This is a genomic window from Vibrio gazogenes (assembly GCF_023920225.1).
Classification (GTDB): Bacteria; Pseudomonadota; Gammaproteobacteria; order Enterobacterales; family Vibrionaceae; genus Vibrio; species Vibrio gazogenes.
This window is the reverse complement of record NZ_CP092587.1, coordinates 2,931,857-2,956,289: the sequence shown is the minus strand read 5'-3', so window position 1 is coordinate 2,956,289 and position 24,433 is coordinate 2,931,857. Positions and strand designations below refer to the sequence as shown.

Annotated in this window: 23 protein-coding genes and 2 pseudogenes; 18 read left to right on the top strand and 7 right to left on the bottom strand. The window is 45.8% G+C overall.

Annotated elements, in window-relative coordinates:
- The 9 genes and pseudogenes from MKS89_RS13190 to MKS89_RS13155 all read left to right on the top strand — a co-directional run bounded on the left by MKS89_RS13190 (window position 1) and on the right by MKS89_RS13155 (window position 8,675).
- Window positions 1-915 (top strand): DUF4123 domain-containing protein, encoded by a 915-nt coding sequence (locus tag MKS89_RS13190; protein ID WP_072958205.1) that lies wholly within the window; start codon window positions 1-3, stop codon window positions 913-915.
- Window positions 912-5,693: an RHS repeat-associated core domain-containing protein gene (locus MKS89_RS13185; protein ID WP_077316381.1), complete on the top strand. Its 4,782-nt coding sequence runs from the start codon at window positions 912-914 to the stop codon at window positions 5,691-5,693. The genes MKS89_RS13190 and MKS89_RS13185 overlap by 4 nt, the downstream gene beginning before the upstream one ends.
- A gap of 4 nt (window positions 5,694-5,697) precedes the next feature.
- The gene (locus tag MKS89_RS13180; RefSeq protein ID WP_072958206.1) at window positions 5,698-6,198 is read left to right on the top strand and encodes an Imm42 family immunity protein; all 501 of its coding nucleotides are present in this window, start codon (window positions 5,698-5,700) and stop codon (window positions 6,196-6,198) included.
- Between the two features lie 156 nt (window positions 6,199-6,354).
- Window positions 6,355-6,441: pseudogene (locus MKS89_RS20985) on the top strand (hypothetical protein); the annotation flags it as partial.
- A 42-nt stretch (window positions 6,442-6,483) separates the two neighbouring features.
- Window positions 6,484-6,867, top strand: coding sequence for an HNH/endonuclease VII fold putative polymorphic toxin (locus tag MKS89_RS13175; RefSeq protein WP_235862499.1), 384 nt, complete (start codon window positions 6,484-6,486; stop codon window positions 6,865-6,867).
- Window positions 6,868-6,880: 13 nt separating this feature from the next.
- Window positions 6,881-7,270, top strand: coding sequence for an Imm50 family immunity protein (locus tag MKS89_RS13170; RefSeq protein WP_072958209.1), 390 nt, complete (start codon window positions 6,881-6,883; stop codon window positions 7,268-7,270).
- 89 nt (window positions 7,271-7,359) lie between these two features.
- A pseudogene (locus MKS89_RS13165) lies at window positions 7,360-7,686 on the top strand (RHS repeat domain-containing protein); the annotation flags it as partial.
- Window positions 7,687-7,719: 33 nt separating this feature from the next.
- On the top strand, window positions 7,720-8,115 hold the full coding sequence (locus tag MKS89_RS13160; RefSeq protein WP_235862498.1) for an AHH domain-containing protein: 396 nt from the start codon (window positions 7,720-7,722) through the stop codon (window positions 8,113-8,115).
- On the top strand, window positions 8,112-8,675 hold the full coding sequence (locus MKS89_RS13155) for a hypothetical protein (RefSeq protein ID WP_072958211.1): 564 nt from the start codon (window positions 8,112-8,114) through the stop codon (window positions 8,673-8,675). The genes MKS89_RS13160 and MKS89_RS13155 overlap by 4 nt, the downstream gene beginning before the upstream one ends.
- On the opposite strand, the gene MKS89_RS20980 is transcribed toward MKS89_RS13155, so the two are convergent.
- Entirely contained in the window at window positions 8,672-8,884 is a 213-nt protein-coding gene (locus tag MKS89_RS20980) for a SymE family type I addiction module toxin (protein WP_353844463.1), read from the bottom strand. The two genes, MKS89_RS13155 and MKS89_RS20980, sit on opposite strands and share 4 nt — an antisense overlap.
- 370 nt (window positions 8,885-9,254) lie before the next feature.
- Between MKS89_RS20980 and MKS89_RS13150 the strand changes: the two genes are divergently transcribed.
- Both MKS89_RS13150 and MKS89_RS13145 read left to right on the top strand, forming a co-directional pair.
- Window positions 9,255-9,884 (top strand): HNH/endonuclease VII fold putative polymorphic toxin, encoded by a 630-nt coding sequence (locus tag MKS89_RS13150; protein ID WP_072958215.1) that lies wholly within the window; start codon window positions 9,255-9,257, stop codon window positions 9,882-9,884.
- A gap of 3 nt (window positions 9,885-9,887) precedes the next feature.
- Window positions 9,888-10,271: an Imm50 family immunity protein gene (locus tag MKS89_RS13145; protein WP_072958216.1), complete on the top strand. Its 384-nt coding sequence runs from the start codon at window positions 9,888-9,890 to the stop codon at window positions 10,269-10,271.
- A 72-nt stretch (window positions 10,272-10,343) separates the two neighbouring features.
- Here MKS89_RS13145 and MKS89_RS13140 read toward each other — a convergent pair whose 3' ends face one another.
- The 3 genes from MKS89_RS13140 to MKS89_RS13130 all read right to left on the bottom strand — a co-directional run bounded on the left by MKS89_RS13140 (window position 10,344) and on the right by MKS89_RS13130 (window position 12,627).
- Window positions 10,344-11,222, bottom strand: coding sequence for a HEPN domain-containing protein (locus MKS89_RS13140; RefSeq protein WP_072958219.1), 879 nt, complete (start codon window positions 11,220-11,222; stop codon window positions 10,344-10,346).
- A gap of 330 nt (window positions 11,223-11,552) precedes the next feature.
- Entirely contained in the window at window positions 11,553-11,873 is a 321-nt protein-coding gene (locus tag MKS89_RS13135) for a hypothetical protein (RefSeq protein WP_072958223.1), read from the bottom strand.
- A gap of 61 nt (window positions 11,874-11,934) precedes the next feature.
- Complete coding sequence (locus MKS89_RS13130) at window positions 11,935-12,627, bottom strand: helix-turn-helix transcriptional regulator (RefSeq protein WP_072958226.1); 693 nt, start codon at window positions 12,625-12,627, stop codon at window positions 11,935-11,937.
- A gap of 151 nt (window positions 12,628-12,778) precedes the next feature.
- On the opposite strand from MKS89_RS13130, the gene MKS89_RS13125 reads away from it, so the two are divergent.
- Complete coding sequence (locus tag MKS89_RS13125; protein WP_159439589.1) at window positions 12,779-12,916, top strand: hypothetical protein; 138 nt, start codon at window positions 12,779-12,781, stop codon at window positions 12,914-12,916.
- A gap of 56 nt (window positions 12,917-12,972) precedes the next feature.
- On the opposite strand, the gene MKS89_RS13120 is transcribed toward MKS89_RS13125, so the two are convergent.
- The 3 genes from MKS89_RS13120 to MKS89_RS13110 all read right to left on the bottom strand — a co-directional run bounded on the left by MKS89_RS13120 (window position 12,973) and on the right by MKS89_RS13110 (window position 17,286).
- A complete protein-coding gene (locus MKS89_RS13120) occupies window positions 12,973-14,451 on the bottom strand; it encodes a hypothetical protein (RefSeq protein WP_072958227.1) in 1,479 nt (492 codons plus the stop codon).
- A gap of 212 nt (window positions 14,452-14,663) precedes the next feature.
- A complete protein-coding gene (locus MKS89_RS13115) occupies window positions 14,664-15,176 on the bottom strand; it encodes a lipocalin family protein (RefSeq protein WP_072958230.1) in 513 nt (170 codons plus the stop codon).
- Window positions 15,177-15,336: 160 nt separating this feature from the next.
- A complete protein-coding gene (locus MKS89_RS13110; RefSeq protein WP_072958232.1) occupies window positions 15,337-17,286 on the bottom strand; it encodes a M6 family metalloprotease domain-containing protein in 1,950 nt (649 codons plus the stop codon).
- Window positions 17,287-17,714: 428 nt separating this feature from the next.
- Between MKS89_RS13110 and MKS89_RS13105 the strand changes: the two genes are divergently transcribed.
- From MKS89_RS13105 to MKS89_RS13080, 6 genes are read left to right on the top strand one after another with little or no spacing between them, the layout of a single operon-like run.
- A complete protein-coding gene (locus tag MKS89_RS13105) occupies window positions 17,715-18,632 on the top strand; it encodes a protoglobin domain-containing protein (protein ID WP_072958235.1) in 918 nt (305 codons plus the stop codon).
- 15 nt (window positions 18,633-18,647) lie between these two features.
- Complete coding sequence (locus MKS89_RS13100; protein ID WP_072958237.1) at window positions 18,648-19,019, top strand: STAS domain-containing protein; 372 nt, start codon at window positions 18,648-18,650, stop codon at window positions 19,017-19,019.
- Entirely contained in the window at window positions 19,012-19,476 is a 465-nt protein-coding gene (locus tag MKS89_RS13095; RefSeq protein ID WP_072958240.1) for an ATP-binding protein, read from the top strand. The genes MKS89_RS13100 and MKS89_RS13095 overlap by 8 nt, the downstream gene beginning before the upstream one ends.
- On the top strand, window positions 19,466-20,077 hold the full coding sequence (locus MKS89_RS13090; RefSeq protein WP_072958243.1) for a SpoIIE family protein phosphatase: 612 nt from the start codon (window positions 19,466-19,468) through the stop codon (window positions 20,075-20,077). The genes MKS89_RS13095 and MKS89_RS13090 overlap by 11 nt, the downstream gene beginning before the upstream one ends.
- On the top strand, window positions 20,074-23,244 hold the full coding sequence (locus tag MKS89_RS13085) for a hybrid sensor histidine kinase/response regulator (protein ID WP_072958245.1): 3,171 nt from the start codon (window positions 20,074-20,076) through the stop codon (window positions 23,242-23,244). Before MKS89_RS13090 ends, MKS89_RS13085 begins: the two co-directional genes overlap by 4 nt.
- On the top strand, window positions 23,237-24,367 hold the full coding sequence (locus MKS89_RS13080; protein WP_072958248.1) for a response regulator: 1,131 nt from the start codon (window positions 23,237-23,239) through the stop codon (window positions 24,365-24,367). Before MKS89_RS13085 ends, MKS89_RS13080 begins: the two co-directional genes overlap by 8 nt.
- The last annotated feature ends 66 nt before the right edge of the window (window positions 24,368-24,433 follow it).

The window sequence follows — 24,433 nt, the reverse complement described above, 5'->3', positions numbered from 1 at the left end:
ATGGCGGAACGTCAGCCGATAGAAGTGTTTAAGCAATCCCTCGAAGTGTGGCAAGCAGGTCTCGGAAAAGGAACGGATTTTTTCCTTGCAGAAGCAGCGATCAATACTGAGGTACTCTCGATGCTGCCAGAGTCTGCCGATGTTGACGATTTTCGTTTGTATTGGGGAAATATGGGGGAAGTCCATGCTTCGATTTCACCTTATCTGTTTCCGCTGACGGATTGGGATAGTTTTGCCGCAGAGATTGCGATGCAGCCTAACTGGGGAGTGTTAATTCGTCTAACGGAAAACTATCGGCACCATCCACAGGCTGCACAGTTACTGATGGAGCACTTAAGAGAGTGGAGCATGATCATCTCTCCCCAGCAGGAAGATATGCTCCTGCGGGTATCTGACTGGACGATATTGAAGGTGTTACTTGAAGCTAGTAGTGACGAGGAAGTTCAGGCAATTTTTGGCCCTGTCGCTCAATTTGTCTTTTGGCAGTGTGGTGAGACGGATGTTGAAGTCATCACTCGGCGGGAACAAAAAATATCGACCTTGCCACACCGCTCCCCCCAACGTTTATCGAAAGCACAATATCAGGCGCTCAATATTTGGGGTAACCGACAGATCTACCGTCAATATCAGGATCATCTACAGGCTCACCACAGCGAAACGCAGGCATGGGACCAGTCACAGTTTGATGCGTATCTTCACCAACATGTTTCACAGGCCAACCAACTGGGATTTTCCCAGCCGGTCGATGTTGTTCGCTATCTGAGCCTGACGGTGGTTTTTGGTGAGCAATTTACGACTCAGACGTGGGCAAAACAGGTTTTAAAATCTCCCGATTATCAGGGCACGCAAAGTCGGATGGATCAGTTATTTGAGCGCGGATTATCCGAACTGGATAAGGAGCCAGAACAATCATGAGCGACAACAAAAAAGCCGACTTACTCTCCAGTGCGGAAGCGGCAACCCAGAATTTTTCAACCGACAACGTCCTTGATGGTGGCTGTGTCGAGTGTGGCTGTGAAGTGTTTATCCGTTATCACTATGACGATGACAAGCCAGTGCCGGAAGCGGATTTTGTGCTGACCGACAGCAACAAAACTGAGATTTCAGGTAAAACCGACAAGCAGGGTATGTGCAAAGTCCAGAACATGGGCTGTGGCGGTTTTGAAATTCTGCTCGGTGAAGGGAGCGATGAGTTTGAACCCAAAGAAGCGGCAGAAAATAACCCGGTGATTCAATCCAACCCTGAGTATGCCGCCAAAGCCGGAGAATATTTTGCCCTGTATACTCTGCTGAGTAAAAAGGGTTATCTGACTTATGATGAAGATGATAGCTCTGACAGCTTTGTGGACGTTGATCGCAAATTGTTTACCTGGATCGATAGTGACTACAAAGCGGCTTATGATCGCTTCTGGGAGCTGGATAAAGAGATCAACCATGGCCCGCTCGAACTGAGAAAAGCGGTCAACAAAATTCACCACAGTCTGGCCGGAGAAATGGCGGGGATGGCGCAGGACAATACTGCGATTCTGCTGTTTTGTGAAATTGCACTCGGCTTTGTCCCGGTAGTGGGGCAGGCGATGGACTTATATGACTTAGGCTGCTGGGGCTGGGACACTTGTACCAAAGATGAATTGGGTTTTTGGCACTGGGCGACGGGTGCCTTGGTGGTGATTGGTTTTGTGCCGGGGCTGGGGGATGCAACCAAGAAAACCGGCAAAACCATTATCAATGCACTGGAAAAAGCAGACTCGCGCACCATTCAAAAGGCGATGAAGATGCTACGTAGCCTGTCGAACGGCAATCTGGTCAAGTACCTGAAGAAGTTCGGTGGCTTACTGTCTGAGTACGCCAACAAAGCCAAAAAATTACTCAATGACATTATTGATGGGCTGACCAAAGCGATTAAGAACAGCAAAAGCTGGGCGGTCAAACTGCTGAGCAACTCATTTGAGATGCTGGTCAATGCGATGAAGTCGCTGGAAAAGAAAATCGACGAAATGGTCGGTAAAATCAGTGCCAAAGTCGACGAATTTATTGGTAAAGTCGTGACCCGCAAAACCGGCACACCCCATCCGAAAAATACCGTGGTTGATGCGGATAATCTCAATGCCGGGAAAGGTGATATTCATGGTGATAAACCAAATGGTTCACACCATGGGGATAATCAGAGTGATGCCGGCAGTTCCGGGAAAATGGATAATGGTAACTGTATTGATGACCCGGTCGATATGGCAACCGGGGCGGTATTTGAAAATCGACAAGACTTTGTTCTGGGAGGTTTTCTTCCGATAGAACACAGTCGTTATTACCGTTCGGTTGGACATCGTGATACCGGATTGATGGGGCATTTCTGGCGCAGTAGCTGGGATATCAGTCTGGCTATCAGTGGCAGACAGGCAACTTTTACCGATCTGGACTATTCGGTCGGTGTGTTTGAACTGCCTTACCCTGATGAAGCGACCGCATCAGTTCAGAAACCACAGTTGCGACTCCATCGGGGAGAGCAAGGGGAGTTGATCCTCAAAAGTAAAGAAGGTCTAGCCTACTATTTTGGCCATGCGGTTGGCGCGACGCTGCGTTTGTCAAAGATGGCGGATACCTATGGCAATACCATTCAGTTTGTCTATGAGCGCCGTACACTCAAATGGGTCATCCTGAGTGATGAACGACTGATTGAGGTGAAAACCGAACGTAACCGTATCACGCAACTAACCCTGTGTGAGCCCGACCGGACACCGTTGCGGGAGTTGGCCCGTTATGAGTACGATAAATTCGGTAGACTGCTTTCAGTGCGGGGAGAATCCGGTCGCAATTTCGATTATCACTACAGCAAAGAAGGGTATTTAACCCGCTGGGAGGATTTGGCACAGACTTGGGTTGAGCACGATTATGATGAACAGGGGCGGGCAATTGCGAACCGCTGTGCGGAAGGCTATTGGAGTGGTCAGGTTCGCTACGATGATGATAACCGGATTCACTATCACAAAAGCTCTTTTGGTGGCATCAGAGCGTTCCATTTTGATGAACATCAACGCGCTACAGCCATTGTAGATGCGGCAGGTCACCGGATTGAACAGCAGTGGCAGAATGATTTACTGATTAGCGAGACCAATGCACTCGGAGATGTTTCGAGCTATAGCTATGACGACTGGGGCAACCTGACAACCATAACTCTGTCGGACGGGACAGAACATGTTTACAGTTATAACGAACAGGGCTGGCTGACCGGTTATACCGATCCTCTGGGTGCCAGTTGGTTGTATGAACATAATCCGCAGGGTGATGTGATTCAGGTTACCGACCCACAAGGCCGGGTCTGGCAAATGACTTATACCGAGCGTGGTTTGCGTGATTCCGTGACCGAGCCGGACGGCAGCGTGACACGCTATACCTACAATGAACGCGGTCTGCTGATGAGGCTGGATCCGGCAACTGGCTATGGTATGACCTTCCATTATGACCGCTTTGATCGACTGGTGAAACGGGTCAGCGACAAGCGCGATAGTCAGGGATATCTCACCCGTCAGTGGCATTACCACGAATCAAACTCTTTTCCCGATAAAGTTATCTACGAAGACGGCAGTGAAGCGCATTTTAGCTACGATATTGAGGGCAATCTGATTTCGGTTACCGATGCGCTTGGTCAAACCCAGCGCTTTGAATATGGCGCCTTCGATAAGCTCAAAGCTGTCACCGATCCGCTCGGTGCAACCACGCAGTATCACTACAATGTCGAAGCCGAATTTGCCGGGGTGACCAACAGTCACGGGCAGCAGTGGCTGTACGGATTTGACCAACTGGGGCGGATTGAAAGTGAGCGTCACTACGACGGTCGCACTGAAACCTACGCCTATGATCCGGCCGGGCGATTGGTGCAGCGCAGCAAACCGGACGGTCACACCTTCCGCTATCAGTACGATGTGTGCGGGCGCTTGCTCCAGAGTGAAAGCTTCGACAATCAAGACAATGCGACCGGGAAAAGCTGGTATGAATATGATGCGGCTTCACGGCTGACCTACGCAGAAAACGGTGATGCGTGGATTGCTCTCACCTATAGCCCGGCAGGGCAATTATTGAATGAAAATATCAACGGTACTGAACTGACCCACCAGTACGATGCAGCCGGGCGACGCATCCAGTTTAGCGGCACACAGACCGAGCGCAGCTATCAATGGCAGCAGCAACGGTTATCTGAGTTGCAAGTCGGTCACCACAATCCGCTGAAGTTTGCTTATCTGCCGGGCGGTGAGGAGCAATCCCGCCAGACGGATACCGGGTTTAATCTGCAACATGAGTGGAGTGCGACCGGATTATTGCTTGGGCAGCAACTCGGCAATCAATCGCTACGCCGGTATCGCTATGATGCCTTAGATCGATTAACGGGGATTGAGGATAGCCATCGCGGCAGTGCCGAATTCACCCTTAACCCCAACAGTCAGATTACCGCAGTACGCCAGCGTAAATCGTGGGAGACCAAAGCCGGGTTCGTCCATCTGTTCGGATATGACAGCGAGCTGAATCTCAATGAAGAAGGTTTCGGCAGCGAGTACGGTGACAATGTGGTGTCACTGGCTGACGAACGGATGAAGCGCCAGAAACGTGATTATGATAAAGCGGGACGGGTGACGAAAGTCGGGCGTTTTACCTATCGTTACGATCAATGCGGTCGGGTAATAGAGAAAAGCGAATCGAAAGACGGCTTCCGCCCGCAGAGCACAGCATTTATCTGGAATGATGAAGACCGCCTGACTCATATCGAGCTACCGGACGGGCGACGTTACCGTTACCGTTATGACCCATTCGGGCGACGCATTGCCAAAGAGTGTCTGCAAACTCAGCAACAGACCCATTATCTGTGGGACGGCAGCACGCTGGTACAACAAAGCCAAATCACCGCCGACGGTACGGCGCTGACCAGCACCGAATATCTCTACGAGCCGGGCTCTTTTCGCCCGATGGCGCAGGTGACCACCCGCCACAATAGCAACCGCCAAGATCTGCACTATATCGTTACTGACCATGCCGGGACGCCGCAAGAGTTAGTCCGAGAAGACGGTGAAATTGAATGGCGCGGTGAGCAGGCGCTATGGGGTAAATACCAGCAGCAACAGTTTAACCTCAAAATCCAACGGGGTTATCTTGAAGATGCCGCCAACGAAGCGCTGACCTGTGACCTGCGTTATCAGGGCCAGATCGAAGATCGGGAATCTGGGCTTTACTACAACCTCAATCGTTACTACGATGCAGACAGCGGGCAATACCTCAGCCCTGATCCCATAGGATTTGCGGGTGGGATGAGGCCACAGGGGTATGTGCATAACCCGATGGAGTGGGTGGATCCGTTGGGGTTAGCTGGGTGCTCATCTCCTGTTCCAGAAACAACCCTAGCGGCTAATGGATTAAATTATCGATCCAATCCTAAACATACTTTAGGTGGTACAGGTAATAGCTTGAAAGCAGGTATTGAACCACGAAATTCATTAGAACTATTCGAAAACAGTGTTCAAGGAAAAAATGGAAGCAGATTCGCTCTTGATTCTGAAGGTAACATACATAGATTCGCGTCAACAAATGACGGTTCATGGCACTGGAATGGGTCAACAGGACAGATATCGCCCAGACCAAATTTAACAAGCGGACAAGTTGGCAATGATATGATTAGGCATTTTAATTTGAAAAGGAAAGGATGGTAATAATATGGTGATTGGTGATCCTCATAAATTTTCGTTTATGATTGATATCATTGATGATTGGTCATCAAATGGATTTATATCTGGTTTATTTTATTTATCCATATCTGGAAATGTTTTCCCAAAAGAATTAGTTAACACTACATTAAACAGTGAACTCTATATTTTTTTTCAGAAGAATGAATCATCATTACTAACTAAACCTATCAACAACGATTTATTTAAAAAAAACAAATTTGATGCATATAAAGAATTGTATAGCATTACATTTCCGGAAGACATTGATGAAGATAATAACTATATTTATTCCTGTAGATTTGGTGAAATTGAAAATAATAGCTGTTACATTTTTTCAGTCAGCAATGGAGAGTTTATCAGAATATTAGGAGCTAATGTTGATGATATTATTCATGATGAAGAAATAAAGGAAATATATATATCCATATCTGAGCTAGACACAATGATTGCTAAGCTCAGGATGTATTATGACACAAATATTTGCACATGAGTTCCATTATATAAAAATCCATTAAGGTAAAAAATGATAATAGAGTTTAAATTGTAGACAGATAAGTACAATGAATATATCTGTATTTATAATGAGAATGAGTTTCATCAATTGATGAGCTTATATCTCTATTTAAGATATTTTCTAAAAATCTAAATAAATCATGTACAGGTCAACCTCAATCGTTACTACGATGCAGACAGTGGCCAGTATCTCAGTCCTGATCCCATTGGGTTTGCGGGCGGGTTAAGACCACAGGGGTATGTGCATAACCCGATGGAGTGGGTGGATCCGTTGGGGTTGACGGGATGTAAGAATAAAAAAACCACATATGAAGCGGAAAGTCGAAAGGATGCATTGAGGCAAGCAAAACGAGATGCTGGTGTTCCAATGAGCCAACAGCCTAAGGTGGAACATGTTGATTTACTCAATGGCTATGGTGAAAAAGTTCTAGATAAAAATGGATTACCTGTTCGGGCAAGGGAGTACCATTATACGAATATGAATGGAGAGCATGTTGTTATTCAGGAGCACAGTCTAGGTCATACGAAAGTTACTCCTTTGCATGGTTTAGAACCTCATTTTAATGTAAGGCAAGTTGATCAACATACAGGCGAAGTGTTGAACACTTCAAATTTTCCAGGAACACATGGTCATTATAACTTTTAGATTGGGATAAATTATGTGGTATGAGTTTGCAACAAATAGGAAAATGATTGATTCAATGTTTCCTCTTGGTTTTGAACTAGGAAAACCAGAACTATCTTCTATTTTGATAGCTGGTAGTGATGTGAAAATTTCACTTAATTGTAATAAAATTCCAGAGTCTTACCCAAAGAAGTGGATGGAAAAAGAATTCAACGCAATTCATGTGGTTATTGATTTTGGTCATATTGTAAACCTTAAATACAATGGAGCAGGTCTGGGATGGATTGACGATTTTTTTATTTCAGGCTCAGGTCTGGATTCGGAGAAAAGTATTAAATTAATAACTGATACATTTGAAATTGAATGTATCTGTAAGTATTTAACAATAAGAAATGTTGAGGCATATGAAGATGTTCGGTGGTAGTGATTATACAATGAAAAATTTCGAGAGAGACTGTTCAAAAGTCTGGATCAAACCCATTTAGGAAATCCGATATGGAGTAATCGTTCCATATCACCACCCGCCACAACAGCAACCGCCAAGATCTGCACTATATCGTCACTGACCACGCGGGAACGCCGCAAGAGTTAGTCCGAGAAGACGGCGATATCGAATGGCGCGGTGAGCAGGCGCTATGGGGTAAATTCCAGCAGCAACAGTTTAACCTCAAAATTCAATGCGGTTATCTTGAAGATGCGGCCAACGAAGCGCTGACCTGTGACCTGCGTTATCAGGGGCAGATCGAAGATCGGGAATCCGGGCTTTACTACAACCTCAATCGTTACTACGATGCAGACAGTGGGCAGTATCTTAGCCCCGACCCGATAGGATTTGCGGGGGGATTGAGGCCGCAGGGGTATGTGGATAACCCGATGGAATGGGTGGATCCGTTGGGGTTGACGAGTTGTCAATTATCTAAAGCAATGGAAGACAATGGTACACCAAGGCCAAAAGACTCCGCGGCGCATCATATTGTCCCAGAGACTGCAAAAGGTGCTCAGCCAGCAAGGGATGTTCTGAAAAAACATAAAATCGATGTAAATGGTACAGATAACGGAGTTTTTCTACCGAATAGGAACAATACCAGTAATATGTCAGGAATTTTACATAATGGTAAGCACCCTAATGATTATATAACTGCTGTAAACAATCGTATATCGGATGCTGATAAAATTGGTGGAAAACAAGGTGTTCTTGATGAATTAAAAAATATTAAGAATATTCTTTCTAATGCTGAACGAGACTCAAGTTGGTATACAATATTATGATTAAAAAAATCTATTTACTAAGGTCCACCTCAAAAAATACTTGTTCTTTTATTCAGGATTATCCAATAGGTGAGGAAAGTATAATGGGGATCTCAAGGGATAATTGGTGGCATCCATTTAGAGATGAATATAGTGAAATTAAACTTGAATTACGTAAAAATGATGCTGGGAAGAAAAACTATCAGTTTGATTTTAGTGGTGCATTAAATCCATTTTTTGTCATGAGTGATGTGGCATTAGATCAGCTGAGTGATATTTTAAAACCACGTGGTGAAATACTCCCGGTTATTACTGAAAGTAAAAAGAAAAAATTTTTTGGTTATTATCCCACAAATCCTCTTAAAGGTTGCTTTGATAAAGAAAAATCAGTTTATCGTGAATATCCAAATGGATTAATGATAGAAAAACCTGTTCTCACTGCTGAGAATATAACTGATGAATATCTGTTCTCGATTGAAGAAGATATTAGTCGTGTTTTTGTGACAGACAAATTTAAACAGCGTGTTGAAGAAGCTGGATTAATCGGGTTTGACTTTTCTGTTGAAATCCCGACTTCTTAGAAAAATAAAGCAGGAAGAATCCCTCTCGGTCCTTCCTGCTTTTTATTCATCATCCCGGCGTCGCTTTTAACTGCCCAGTTGCGTCCGCAATGCCCGCTCCTGCGGGCTGTCGGGGACGAGCACAATACAATCCCCGGCGATCTTAACGGTGACGGGGGGGGGCCGGTCTCAAACCCGGCCTCGCGCAGCCACTTGCCCTTGAGATGAATACCCGGGGTCGCCGTGGGGCTTCTCTCTAGATGTTGTTTTTTCCGGAAGAGCCCAACTGGAATGGGAGCGTGTGGTGCGCGATTGGTTTTCCAGATTCAGGTGGCTTGTGGTTCACGCGCCCCAGTTCCTTTTCACGCAGGAAAAGGAACCAAAACTGCTTTGAATTTTTGACTGTTTTGAACGCTGGCCGGAACCGGTTTTTAAGCACCTCCCTGTGCTGAAAAACCTGAACATTCATCCGTGAATGTTCTTCCTGATTTATAAGAATTGTTGACTTCACAGGTAGTTACCCGAAGAGATAAAAACACCAGTATCCCGGATAAAATTACCCTATCAGAGGTGAACTCCCGGCTGGATTTCTGAGGTTTTGTGTGCAGTGTTACCGACCATGCCGGGACGCCGCAAGAGTTAGTCCGAGAAGATGCCGCCAACGAAGCGCTGACCTGTGACCTGCGTTATCAGGGGCAGATCGAAGATAAAGAAAGCAGACTTTACTACAACCTCAATCGTTACTACGATGCAGATAGTGGCCAGTATCTCAGCCCCGATCCTATTGGATTTGCAGGTGGATTGAGGCCACAGGGGTATGTGCATAACCCGATGGAATGGGTGGATCCGCTGGGGTTGGCTGGGTGTCAAACTAGTCGGAAAGGTGCATTCAAACAAGCTAAAAGGGATTCAGGAATCCCAGTAAACCAAACTCCTGATAAGGTATTAAATGAGAAAACTGGCCGAATGAGTCAATATAATCAAGTGAAAATGACGGACTCTTCAGGTAAATCAATACTTGGAGAAGATGGACAGCCTATCTGGACTCGAGAGTATCAATTTACTAGAAGTGATGGCTCAAAAGTAATTATTCAGGATCATTCTGCTGGCCATTACTTTGGAGAAAATGGTGTTGGTGACCAAGGTTCTCACTTTAATGTTCGACCAATAGAAAATACTAGAACAGGTAAAGTTAGTGGAACTTTGCCTCATTATGAATTTAGAAGGTAAAAAATGTATTGGAATGAATTAGATGGAACAATTTTATTGAGTAAAGTATTTTCAAATCCAGTCAAGGTTGAAAAAATTGATCTTATGGACTTTTGTGTGAAACGAGATGGACCTACAATTATTATTCGATTTGATTTAATAGGGCAGGTTCCTGATCTTCCTCCTAAAAAATGGGGAAATTTTAATCGTTGTCAGTGTGGTATTAATTGTAGTGGTGTTTATAATCTCTTAGTTAAAAACATAAAATGTTCAATGGTTTGTAATGTTGAAATAAGTCTTGGGGATCAAAATAAAATTCATCTTTTTAGTGAAGATGGTGATGTAGAAATATCTTTCCATTGTGAACATATTCAATTCACTGGGCCAAATGTATATTTAAGTGAATAAGTGCTAATTATGTCGTACGACATAAATGGAGATTCTTATAACCACATAATATGGAGCATCTGCTCCATATCGTTAAACCTCAACCCTCCCCCGACAAACCTGTTCCGTTATCTCCCGCAATTTCTCCACTTCACACTGCAAATAGACCAATTCTTCTGCGTTGATTTCGTAATGCTCGGAATAGCGGGCATCGATGTAGGCGCGTTTGAGGCGCTGGAAGCTGCGGCGGTGGAATTTGCTGTCCATCGGGAACAGTTCGGCAAAGGCCGGATCTTGCTGGGCGCACATTGAGCGCAGGCTTTCGAGATTGTGGGTTTTGGGCAGGTAGTTGGTACACACTAACAGGGTGCAGGCGAACAGGCGTTCGGCTGCTTGGTGGAGTTCAAAAGCCGCTTTTGTGAAATCCTGACGATCGATACAGTGGCCGAAATCGATCAAAAAAGACTGAGCGCTTTTCATCCAGTGTTGAAAATGCTTACTGGCAATTGCAACTCGCTCGGCCTCACTTAAATTCCCCGGCGTGGGCAGTTCCCGTTTATCGGCGTTGAACAGTTCAATGCCTTGTTCACGAATATCAGCAAAGAAGTAATGACCTTGCTGGAGTTGCTGATGGACTTCATTGAGTGTGTGGACGATCAGGCCGAGCGGGGCAGAGGTGACCCGACGCGCGATCTGCTCTTCGGCACTGTGCCACACCGCGTATTCTTCGACCAATGCCGAGCGGTTGACGATCACCAGAATGTCGTAGTCACTGATATAACCGTTGGGCCGATCACTAACCCAAGTCCCTTTGGCATGGCTGCCGAACAAGATAATTTTAAGAATGCGAAATTCAGCCTTGCTGCCGTTTTTGTTGCGCAGAAAATCATCCAGCGTATCGCGCAATACAGTGGTGATGGTGTGAAGTTCTTGTTGTTTCCGCTCAGGGAGGTGATCGAGTGCTGTTTTCATCGTGGCTATCCTACTATGAGCCGTGGGTAAAACAAACCATTCCCGCGTCGAGCGGTGTTGTTTCTGCTGAACATTGCCAGTTTTATCATGATGATACCTTGCTGTGATTCAATGTTGGTATCGTGAGCGATTTTGTTGGCAGTGGCGAGGCTCGCAGGGTCACTTTGCGACACAATTCTCTTTTCCCATGTCATGAACTATCAGATAGTGACTTACTTTAACGTTGCCCTAAATGATGGACAAGTCCGAATCGAGTGAGGTTAAAAGAGACGTGACCGCTTAAAAGCACGAGGCTAAAAAGCGGTCACGGTTGTGTTTGTTGTTCGTCCTTTAGTTAATTCTGGTCCAGAACGTCATATTTACCGACTCTGTATCGATAAGCTCCAAGTATTCCATCGCCACGGTGTTACTTAACCACTGCTGGCAATACGCCTCAGCCTTTTCCTGTGAACTGGCGATAGCCACATCAGCATAAATGCCGTTTTCGCCACGGACTAGAAAATGCATGATCAGTTCTTCTTGCTGGCTAAGAAACTCTAGCTCGAGTCGATTTGATAGTGCTACGAGTGTGCTTTCTTTCACACCTTCTTTAAGTTTGAAAGTCGCGAACTCCATGCCACCAATGCGATCAATGTTACTATTTTTTATCATGTTCATGCCTCAGTTGTTTGTTGAATGGCTACTCTAAGGCTTTACTACTGACAGCGTTGTGTCAGTCTACTTTTGTATTTTTTAATTCAATGTAGGCTGATAGAGAAACACCTTCTGGCAAGGCACCCGGATATTCACCATGTTCTAACTTGATAATGCGATCAATCCTAAAGTCTCGGTATTCGCCACGCATCGCACACCAAACGCCCAGCGTCCATCTGCCACCCCAATAGAATAGCCCCAAAGGAAATACGGTTCTCGATGTGACAACCTCTGCAAGAGAGTGATAGACAATGTTCAACCAACGTTTTTTCTCTATCGCTGAATGAGCTTTTTCCCACACCTGATACGCTTCAGATTCACGATGGTTGCTTACGGGCACTCTGACCACTCTATCTTCGTTTGAAATCAGCTTTAATTCATTCGGCAGTGCCGCTTCGATCTTTGATAATAGTGAATGTGCTGACGCAGCAAGATTTTTTCCCGTTAAAGATGCAGTTAAACTTACCCCGGTGACCAGTGCCTCCAACTCACCCGATGATAATTGCAATGGTGGTAGTTCGAATCCCTCAGACAATCGGTATCCGACACCCGGTTCCCCATAGATGGGGATTCCAGATAAAGATAAATCATCAATATAGCGATAGATTGTTCTTTCAGACACCAGCAATTTTTCAGCCAATTGTTTTGCCGTAATGGGTTGGTGCTTACGTAAAATATTCGCTAACTGAAAGAGTCGATCTGATTTTCGCATCCTTGTAGCCTTATTTATTCGCGGGCCTAACGCTAAACCCAATGATTCCCATGAACTTACATTTAATTCTTCATTCCAAATCGCAAACAACGGACGTTGAATGCATCCATTGAAGTGCTTTCGTTGAGTACATCTTTATGTGATGACGTACTTGAGTCAAGATTCTCGCGCTAAAGCCTCAGTCATTGAATGTATCAAGCGTTACCTGATTCATCTTTCTGACATGCCAATTCGTGAAATTGTTCTCATCACCAAACTCAGCGGCGGCGTTCGCCGTCCGCTGGTGTAATTTGCCATGTGTCATTGCTCAATAGGAAGGGCCCGTGATACGCATTCAGGGAACAATCAGATCGGCAAAGAATATTGATGTACTTCTCCCAAACCAGCGGTGAAATAATCATCAACGTCATGATTTGAGGAAGTCACCACGTAAACAACAGGGGAGTTGTAGAGGTCAAGGTATGGATTGGCCGGATGAGAGGAATCACCGGTGTAGGTCATGCCGCCGGGATTATCGGTGCTCTCGGGGTTAATATAATCGCTGGGGCCGGCATCGGTTGTACGATAGGCCAGTTGGCTATGACTGAAATAGGGCGTGTCATCAGACCCTTCAGAGCGAGTTTGGGCTGAAGCCGTATAAACCCCGGTAATGACCTGTTTGGTGGTACCGCTGCTGGGTTTCCCTTTGTTGGTGATGACAGGTTTACCGTCGCTGTTGTATTGATCGAGAATATAATCGCAGCCGTCGGCGTTAAAGATCGCCCCGCTGCTTCCACTGGCAATGCTATAGTCCAGCAGTTGCATTCCGCCTGAAGGGACAAGCTGAATGTCGAGCGGGCTGTTGCCTGTCATGTTTACGGTGCGGCGTAAGCGTTGCAATCGGTGATCGAGGCAAATTTCAGCTCCCAGTTCAACGTTCTGATGATAAGAAACAATCGGCATTCGGGCACCGGGGTTGCGGTAAAGACCGGTGCCTGTTCCCTGATTGTCTCCGTTAATAATACTGACGGGGGGATAGTTCGCCAGCCATTCGGTAATCTGCCCGCCCGTGTCAATCTTCCCGTTCTGAAGGACGCCTAAAGTGAGGTCAACAGTTGATTCACTCTGTTTTTCAACGCTGTAGCGTATGATGTCTCCAGTGGAATTGCCGTTATAGACGAGAATGCCGGCACGATTACGCACAGTGCAAAGCGGGTCTTGGCGATATTGATTTACCAGCGCGTTTAACTCATCAAACTGAGTGTTGTTTTGGGTGGTAGCCTCGAATGATTTAAGGCGCATCAAACCGATATGTGATGTTGGTTTGGATACCGCGTTTCGCTGCACCGCATGGGCATAAGCCGCATTCAGTGTCGTCAAACGATGTTGGACTTCCGCACCGGCTAAGAAATGCTTTATATCTGTGACATGAGTTGTCAAGACGCCACCCGTGCAGATCACCCAATCACGGTTACTATCTGGAGAATGAGTCAGGGTCTCTTTGATACGTGTCGTGAGCTGATTCGTCATGTATTCAAAGGCGGATTGATTATTGATCGTGAGACCCGGGTAGGGGCCGTGAGCGCTGTGGAAAAAAAATTCAGGTACGACAAAATAACGTACCCAGCCGTTGCAGTTGGCGGTGCCGGCAATCGCAATATTTAAAGCTTCAATCAACATGTCGATTCGAAAATCGATATCGAGTTGCATATCTTGTGCATTGGCAATTGGTTTACCGGGCCACTCTGCGGCAACCCAATTGCCTATTGTCATCGGATTGCGATAGGCAGTGTATAAGGACCACGCAAAAAAGTTGTTTCTTGTAATGTCGGTTCTGTTCGTCACGTTCAAACTCCTTTTAACATTTAAAATTAAATGCACCATATTGAATATAGTGAACAATAAGGTATAAAAGTAGTGAACGTTCTTCTCTCCTGACTTCTGATTACATATAACGGCCTTTCTTGAGCGGTATACTCGCGCCACTGGAAAGAAAGACCATGATGGCGAGATGAAAATAGCACTTCATTGCAAACATCCCTGTAATGACAACGTTTTTATTGTTGATCCACAAAAATTAAACGATCGGTATCAAAACCGCGAGCTTTCGCCATGTGAATAAACTGCTCGATCACTTGTTGATCAACGGTTGGGGTGCGGGACAATAACCACAGGTAATCGGTGTCCGGGCCGGAGATAAAGGCATAGCGATAGTCGTCATCGAGGGCAAAGATGACGTAGGAGCCGTAAAAAGGGCCAAAAAATGAGACTTTCAAATAGCCTTCTGAGTCACTATTGACAAAATAGGCTTTCCCTTGGGCTTCTTCCCACTTGTTGTCAGCCGCGGAAAAGCCGCGGTTCAGCACCGTAATGCCACCGTCATCTTTGGGTGTATATTCTGCGGTGACATGGGTGAGACCTTCTTCGAATGAATGATCTAAACGGGCAATTTCATACCATTTGCCCAAATAATGTTGAACATTGAAATTAGAGACGGGTTGAACGGTTTCGGGCATCCCAAGACAACCCGTTAATGTGAAAGTCACCAACATCAGCAGCAATTTTTTCATAACCGTTCCTTTTGATTGTGTGTGTTTATTCTTTGCTCGGTGTGAATCACCGGAATCATCGATGATGTGATGATCATAGCTGATTCGTCGGGGTGTGCGAATAAAAAACGCGGTGCTGAACACCGCGTTTTGATGGGGTTATATTATCCGATTGTTGTGATTAGTGAGTGAGCGAGATGGTCAGGTTGTACTGGCCTGAACCGCTGTATGCATAAACCTGAAAGTAGTAGAAATTCGCATCAGCAGTGTAAGTGATCTGCTCTCTGGATGCGGGTTCTTCAGACGCTGCAACTTGTTGCCAGTTATTGCCATCCCAGCGCATCAGTTTCAGGTCGAAGTCTGTACCGTCAGGGCCGACCAATGTCGCGTTGATGGTGCCGCCTTCATAGCGGAATGCTTGGTTGTTCGGTTCGGCAGTGTATCCGCCTTGCGTAATGGTGTTGGTATACACTTGGGTTTCGGTTGAAGAGCCACCACCATTATCGCCACCGCCATTGCCGTCTTTTGAAATAGCAAACGAGATTGTTTGCGCCGGTTGGGAAATATCACTGATGCTCAGGCCTGAATCACGGCCATTCCACCATAATGAGTTTGTTCCCCGAGATGTCAAATCATTCGGATAGATTGCAGAGAACTCACCGTATTGACCATAAACATCGTACTCATCGCCGCGGTTACGCAAGTATTCCGGATCACGGTTGCCGTCCGCATGTTCCATTTGAATGTAAGGATGCCATTCGTCGGAGTTATTGCCTTTCGGATCGACGTGCCAGATCGCCAGCCCGCTACCCAGTTGCTCGGTATTTTGTCCGCTTTGATAAATCGCTTCCATGTAGAAGGATTCAGCCGGATTGTCCGGGTTAGACCACTTGTAGGATGTATTGCTGCCGGATGTTGCAGAGATACGGCCAGTCGGTGCATTCGGATCGACCGCTGGGTTTAATTCAATGACGGTTTCCCAGCCAGCCTTATCACGCAGTGGCGCAACCGGTGGCACCGGGTGTAGCATGGAGCGGGCATTGGTACTGCCGTAACCCATGATACCGTACTGCGCAACAGAACCGTTTGAGCTGCCGTCGTAGTCGTAAAGATCGGGCCAGTCTGCGATCAGGTGTCCTGATTCATGTGCGAAAGTACCGATCGATAAGCTGCTTCCCATGTCGGATATTTGTGACGCATTAGTACAAACACCATCAGCACAGAATTGTGGGTTCACGCCACCCATGTGTGGCCACAGACCCGTTGACCAGGAACTGTTCGAATTACCGGCGTAGAAAAAGTTAAGCCCTCTGATACGGCCCCAGCGATCGGTCGTCAGGGTGGAGAAATCAAATCCTTGTTGATATTCCATCCACTCTAATGCTTCATGAATCAGTTCTTGTGCCCGGACACCGAACTCAAGATTGGGGTCGGTATAGTAAGATTTGTTGTGTTTAGCCGTATAATAAGTACTGACTGTATTGGTATAATCCAGCTTGCCACCCGATACAGAACGGAAATAACCACGAATGGATTGAAAATTTCCGTATCCTTTATAATTTAAATCATTTAAAAAACTGTTGACGTCTGAACGGCTAATTTCTCGACGATCATCCGGGAAATCAATTAATATGGTTAACCCGCGAACATTACCCGTAATATGACTGGATGAATCGGCCGTTTGGACAAGAGATGTCGCAATTCGACTGACATCTTCCGGGATATGTAATAATTTATCGCGGTTCTCTTGGGCTAATTTTGCTCTCGCTTTGGCGGACAAACCGGGCTGCTGTTCAGTCTGAGAAAGAATGGTGGCGTGAAGACTGCTTCTCAGATTTTGTTCTAGCTGCTCTTTTGCTTGAGTGACTAATTCTCCTTTAGAAACAAGGGTTGTACCGTCATCAGAGACCTTCGCGTAAGCGAGGCCGCCCAATTGCTTGTCAAAAATGACAAGCTGACCTGAAGGGGTTCTCTGCTCGGCATAATCATCATTACCTTCAAGCGTAAGCGTAATGACATCGCCATTCGGTTGGGTGTAATCATACTGATAGCCATGATAAGGAATTGCCGAAAAAGCTGGCTGGCAAATTAAATATAAACTCATTAAGCCAACGGTTGTTTTTAATTTCATAATAAACGCTCTTTGTTTTTTAAAATAATGTTTCATTATTGTTTCGATTTAAATTGTATCAAGGGCATTATTTTTTATCGAAGGTTTTTCTCTATAAGTTCTATCAATTTATGAAAATAATTTTCTTATTGGGAGAGCTTAAAAAATATACATCACTTTATTGATATTAGTGTAATTATTCATGTGAATTATTAGTAATCAATGTGACAGAATATCAAAAAAATATCGAGTGGTAGGATGAGTCAATTTATATGTGACCTATTTTTTTATATGTAACCTATTTTTTTGGTGACATGTGGCCCATTTGTATTTGGGGGATGAATTTATCGACTATGATTAAAGTCTGTACATGTGACTCTACCTGTGGTTAAGGGCTGTGTTGAACGAATACAGGATAGAAGAATACTGATGAGCAAGGGAGTCTACGTATGTCACCGGATGTTCAACTTACTCAGATGAAAGACGCGCAATCGTTATTGCGCTTGCATGACGTAACGGATGAGGATTTAGATCTCATTCGCCAGTTCGGGCAGATGATGATCCCGAAGCTGGGTGAATATGTTAAATGTTTTTATATCTGGCTGGAAAAACTCCCTGAATATGCTCAATTTTTCGGTGACCCCGGAAGATTACGCTATGTTCAGGATTCACAGGTTCGCTACTGGACCTCCTTTTTCAAAGCGAATATTGACGACGACTATGTTCAGGAGCGCCGAGAGGTGGGAGAAGTTCATGCTCGCGTTGGTTTACCGCTCCCGATCTATTTTGCCGGCATGAATACCTCAATGCTGATTTTTACCCAGCAGTTATACGATGATTCGATGGAAACGGAAACATATAACGCTTATGTGACCGCATTTATGAAATTGCTCCATATGGATACTACGATTGTCGTTGAGACTTATTCTCGCCTGACGAATAAACGTTTTTCCGAACAGAGTAAGGCGCTGATGGCAATGTCAACACCCGTCACAATGATTTGGCAGGATATTCTGATGCTGCCGCTGGTGGGCATTATCGATTCCAAACGAGCCCAAGATATTATGGCTGCGGTTTTGAATAAGATTTCCGTGAACCGGGCCAAGATCTTCATCATGGATATTTCCGGGGTGGCGGTTGTCGATACCGCAGTTGCCAACCATTTCATTAAAATCACCAAAGCAACCAAACTCATGGGGTGTACCTGTTTGGTATCGGGGGTTTCTCCTTCGATTGCTCAGACCATGGTTCAGTTGGGCGTTAATGTCGGAGAGGTGCAAGCCAATGCGACACTCAGGGATGCGCTTGAATACGCTTTTCAGATGATTGGTCTTAATGTGACATCGTTGAATCAGTTTTCGGAATAATTCAGGAGCGCAGTCATGCGAGAATCGATTGCGATTAGTCAGCTCAAACATGCACTTGTTGCCTCTATACAGGCGGATCTTTCGGCGGGTATTCTGGCTGATTTTTGCCATGAACTTTTGAGTCAACTTGCTGAAAATTATCTCCACGGTGTCTTGATTGATATGTCTGACGTAAAAACGTTGGATCGACAAGATATTGAAGCATTGATCCAGATATCCCTGAATGTTCAGGTCATGGGGCGGCAATGTATCTTTGTCGGTTTCAGACCGGGCATTGTGATGGGATTGATGAGTCTGGGGGTTGATACGTCGGCATTATGTTGTGCTGCAGATTTGGAGCAAGGGCTTGTATTGCTCCGGGAGTCACAGGAGCGCTGGAATGGATGAACCGGTATCGGTAAAAGCGCTGGGTGATGTTTATACGATTGATTGTGAAGCGGATGTCATGATGGCGGTGATGGGGACATTTACATTTGCCCAGCAGCTTGATTTTTCTCCGACAGCGACAAGTGAAATCGCCACGATTGTTTCTGAGTTGGCAACGAATATTGTTAAGTATGCTGGAAGTGGGCGTATCGAACTGGCCGAAATACTGCGCAAGTTTGAACGAAAAACGCAACACGGTATGCGGGTCATTGCCCGGGATTTCGGGCCGGGAATTGCACATATTGAACAGGCGATGGCGGAGCATTTTTCGACCGGCGGTTCTTTAGGAATGGGGTTGCCGGGCGTGCAAAGAATGGTGGATCAATTTGAGATCCAGTCATTTACCGAAGCGTCTGACACCGAGAAGCGCGGAACCATTGTGAGTGTCATCAAATGGGGGAATGACGATGCCGTTTGAATGGTATTCTCACTGCGTTCCTTATTTGGGAGAGTCTGAGTCCGGAGATGGTGTGTTCGTGCGAGAAAATGACTGGGGTTTGATGGTTGCGATTATTGATGTGTTAGGACATGGGCCGCAAGCCGCTCATTTGGCTCGAGAGATGGAAGGTTATCTCGACGCTCGTTTTCATGCCGACACTAGCTTTCATACCCAGTCAGCGGATGAACTCCCGCAGTTACTTGAGCAGATGCATGATCATTTTCATGGCAGTTTGGGCGCTGCCGTGACATTGGTTTTTTTTAACCTTCAGACGCGATGTTTTCAGGGGGTTGGTGTCGGAAATACATTGATGAGAAAGTGTGGTGATGACTGGCGTACTTATTTTTCTCAGCCGGGGGTTGTCGGTGAGATGATCCCGACATTGAATGTGTTCCAAGGCCCATTTGGCGACAATGAACGTTTCTTATTGACCACCGATGGGATTAAGGAAAATTTAGATCTAGGCCTATGTCATTTTGCTCAGTATCGCCCACTTCAGCAGTTTGCTTCATTTTTGGTCGAACATTTCGGTAAACCACATGATGATATTACCGTGATCGTGCTGGAGTACAACGTATGAATGAATCGATCCACTGCCCTGTTTATCACGACAACATCAGTAAACTGGTGATCCGACACAAATTTCAGGCGATCTTCCGTTGCTACCGTTTTAGTCCCGAACAGCAGGATTATTTCATGCTGATGAGTGCTGAATTTGTGTTGCGGTTGCTTGAGGCTTTCGGGGAGTGCGTCATTGATTTTGTCTTTCAGCAGGATCGGATTACAGTGAGCTGTTCGATTCCTGAATCTGTCGAATCGAGAACATTGACTGTCCCCGGGCTGATAATTGAACAGGATAGTCAGGCGATCAGTTGGGTGGTGCCATGTGTTGCGAATTATCTGCCGACAGAGTTTGAATTCGAACAATTGGCAGATCAATTACGAGAGAAGAGTCGTGATGAGCTGATGAATGAACTTCAGCATAAAAATCAGCAACTGGCACAACATCAGGTTGGATTAGAGCAAGAAATCGCACGGCGAACACAGGATTTACAAGACAGTGAAGTCTTTGCCCGGACGATTGTTGACGGTGCACCATCGAGCGTGGTGATCATCGATGAACAGGGCAGCATTCTGTTATGGAATCAAACGGCCGAAGCGGTTTATCAATATCAAAGCCAAGATGTTTTAGGGCAGAATTGTATTACATTGCTGAAGATAGTAATGCCGGATTCGTTGGCGGAGATCTTACAGCCTCCTCTCGCCATTCAAGATCAGGCAAAAGTGTATGGTGAGTTTTTCGAGATTGAAACGTATACCAAGTCTGGTGTGATGATTCCGGTGGATTTGGGGGTGACGATTTTTGTCCTCAACGAGCGTTGTCAGGCGGCTTTATTTTTACGTGATGTTTCTGCGCGTAAGGTGGTCGAAAATGAGTTGTATGACGCGCGTGAAAAAGCAGAAGAGGCACTGAAAGTTAAATCGATGTTTCTGGCCAATATGAGCCATGAAATCAGAACCCCGATGAACGCAATTATCGGCATGTCTCATTTAGCTTTAAAGACCAACTTAACGACCAAACAGCATGATTATCTGTCTAAAATCCATAATTCCGCCTCACTCTTATTGGGGATTATTAATGATATTCTGGATTTCAGTAAAATTGAGGCTGGGAAGCTGACCATTGAGAATGTCAGTTTTGAACTGGACGATATCTTTCACAATGTATCCATACTAAACGGTCAGAAAGCATTTGATAAAGGATTAGAACTCCTATTCTCCGTGCCGCGAGGATTGCCGAAAAAGTTGTATGGTGATCCGCTGCGATTGGGGCAGGTGATTATTAATCTGGTTAACAATGCGGTGAAATTTACTGAACAGGGGGAGATCTCAGTTTCTGTGAGAGAAGTGAAGCGCCAAGCGGAGCAAATTCAGTTGGAGTTTATCGTTTCCGATACAGGGATTGGCATGACGCCTGAGCATATAGAACAATTATTTACCGTATTTACTCAGGCTGACGGCAGTACGACTCGCAAGTATGGCGGTACGGGTTTGGGGTTATCTATCTGTCAGCGTTTGGTTGAGTTGATGGGCGGTACGATTCGGGTTGAAAGTGAGTTGGGGCAAGGGAGTCACTTTATTTTTGATGTCTGGCTGAAAGCAGAGCAGGGGGCTCGGACTGTTTCTGATGGGTTGCCCAATACGCTGGATGGTATTCGGGCGCTGGTGGTTGATGACAATGATCATGCCTTAATGATCATGGGCGATATGCTCGATGTGCTATCGCATCCGCCGACATTAGTGAATCATGCTGATAAAGCGCTGGCACAAATTGATGCCTCGATAGCTGAAGGGAAACCGATCAATTTGGTCTTGATGGACTGGAATATGCCGGACATGGATGGCATTGAGGCCTGTCGCAAGATTCGCCAGACCGTGCCGTTAGAATATCAGCCTCATATTGTCATGGTGACAGCCTATGATAAAGATGAACTTGCCCATGTTACCGAAGAGCTGCAATTATCCGGTTATCTGTCTAAGCCTGTCGGGCAATCGAAATTGTTTGATTTACTGGTGACACTGTTTGGGTCTTCAGAACATCCATCCCGTCGTTCATCGGTAGATCATTGTGTCAGACCTCAGGATGATCTGACCGGGATACGGGTATTGCTGGTTGAGGATAATGAAATCAACCAACAGATTGCACAGGAGTTGATGGCGGGGTGGGGGATGGATGTGACGGTTGCAAGCCATGGCCGGGAAGCGCTCTCGCTGCTCGCAGAGTCTCTGAATGAGGGGGCAGGATTTGATGTGATCTTTATGGATCTGCAAATGCCGGTGATGGACGGCTATGAAGCCAGTGAGCATATTCGCAGTATTCCTGCTTATGATGACATTCCGCTGATTGCGATGACGGCACATGTGATGGTTGAGGAGCGGGAGCGGTGTTTCGGTTTGGGAATGAATGATCATATTTCTAAACCCATTGATCCAAATGTCCTGTTGAGTACCATTAAAAAATGGTGTCATAGCGAAAAGTCTGCTGCAACTGATGTTCCGCAGGCGCTAGAGCAAGCTTCGGCTGACACGTCCGCCTTAACGCAATCATCTCCGCCTCAGCTCGGTGACCTCTCTTTTTTAGATTACCGCAATGGGCTGATGAGATTGGCTGGCAATGAGCAGCTTTATCAGCGGTTGCTCTCTCAGTTGATCGATAAAGAACATGATATCGTTCCGCGTATTCAAACTGCGCTAGAGCAGGAGGATCGGACGCAAGCGACGCTAATGGCACATACCTTGAAAGGATCTGCTGCTAACCTCGGGCTGATGCTGCTTTCCGATATTGCAGCCCGGATTGAAATGGCAATTAAGCATGAACAAGATGATGAGGCGCTGGCTGCGATATTGTGTGAAGCTGAAAAACACATCGCACAGTTGGTTCCTGCATTATGTCAGACACTCAAGCGCCCGGAGCCGACAGAGCAGCCGGGTGGTTCTCTGACACCAGCACACATCGCGGTGATTGAGCAGTTAGCCTCTCTTTTAGCAGCATATGATAATGAGGCAGTTGAGTATCTTGATGAGCATTATCCGTTCCTCAAAGCGGTATTAACATCCGCGTCGTTTGACGCCTGTTGCCAGTATATTCACGACTGTGATTTTGAAGCGGCAAGTGAAACGCTCAGAAAAGCAGTCAGTATTTATCCACTTGATCTTTCAGCGGTGACAGGGGGAGAGAATGGATGATGAAAAAAATACGGTATTAATTGTTGATGACAATGCTGAGAATCGTGCTTTGTTAGGCGAAGTTTTAAAGCCCTATTTTCATGTTTTGATTACAACCAGAGGTGAACAGGCGATCACCGTGTGTCAGAAACATCTGCCTGATATTGTGCTGCTCGATATCATGATGCCGGAAATGGATGGCTATGAAGTGTGTCGCCGTCTGAAGTCGGATGATCGAACACAGGCGATTCCGGTGATCTTTTTAACGGCGAAGTCACAGATAGCAGACGAACAACAGGGATTTGATGTCGGTGCCGTTGACTATATTCTCAAGCCGATCAGCCCACCGATTCTGCTTGCCAGAGTGCATACACATCTACGTCTGAAACAGGCAATGTCAGAGCTTGCGAACCAAAACCGTATTTTGGAACAACGGGTTCGAGAGCGTACTCATCATTTGGAAAGCTTGCAGAATGCAACGATTGAAGCGATGGCCTCACTGGCTGAAACCCGAGATAACGAAACCGGTAATCACATCCGTAGAACCCAACGTTACATTAAATATCTGGCGGAAGAACTCGTCCGGCAGGGGCTTTATGTCGAACAGTTGACCCCCGAGACGATTGAGAATTTGTTTAAGTCCGCACCTTTACATGACATTGGTAAAGTGGGGATCCCTGATGCGATTCTCTTGAAGGCGGGCAAACTGACGGAAGATGAATTCGAGATCATGAAAACACATACTGAGATTGGGCGGAATGTGATTGTTTCTGTGGAGTCAGCGATTGATTTCAAATGTGATTTTCTGCAATTTGCCAAGGAAATTGCCATGAGTCATCAGGAAAAATGGGACGGCACGGGTTATCCGCAGGGACTGAAAGAATATGAGATTCCGCTTAGCGCTCGTTTGATGGCGCTCGCTGATGTTTACGATGCACTGATTTCTGAACGGGTCTACAAACCGGCATTTTCTCATGAAAAAGCGGTCAGCATTATCAAAAAAGGCAAAGGAACACATTTTGAACCCGAGATAGTGGTGGCTTTTCTGGCTATTGAACAGCAGTTTAAGGAGACCGCCCGAACCTACCGGGACGAAGGTTTCCATGAAGCCTCTTTTCCGTCTGCGGATCAGGACAAAGACTGACCGAATCACTGATTGGAGCGTTGAGCTCTGAAAAGTCCCAATTCATATTTGCAGTCCCCCAAATCG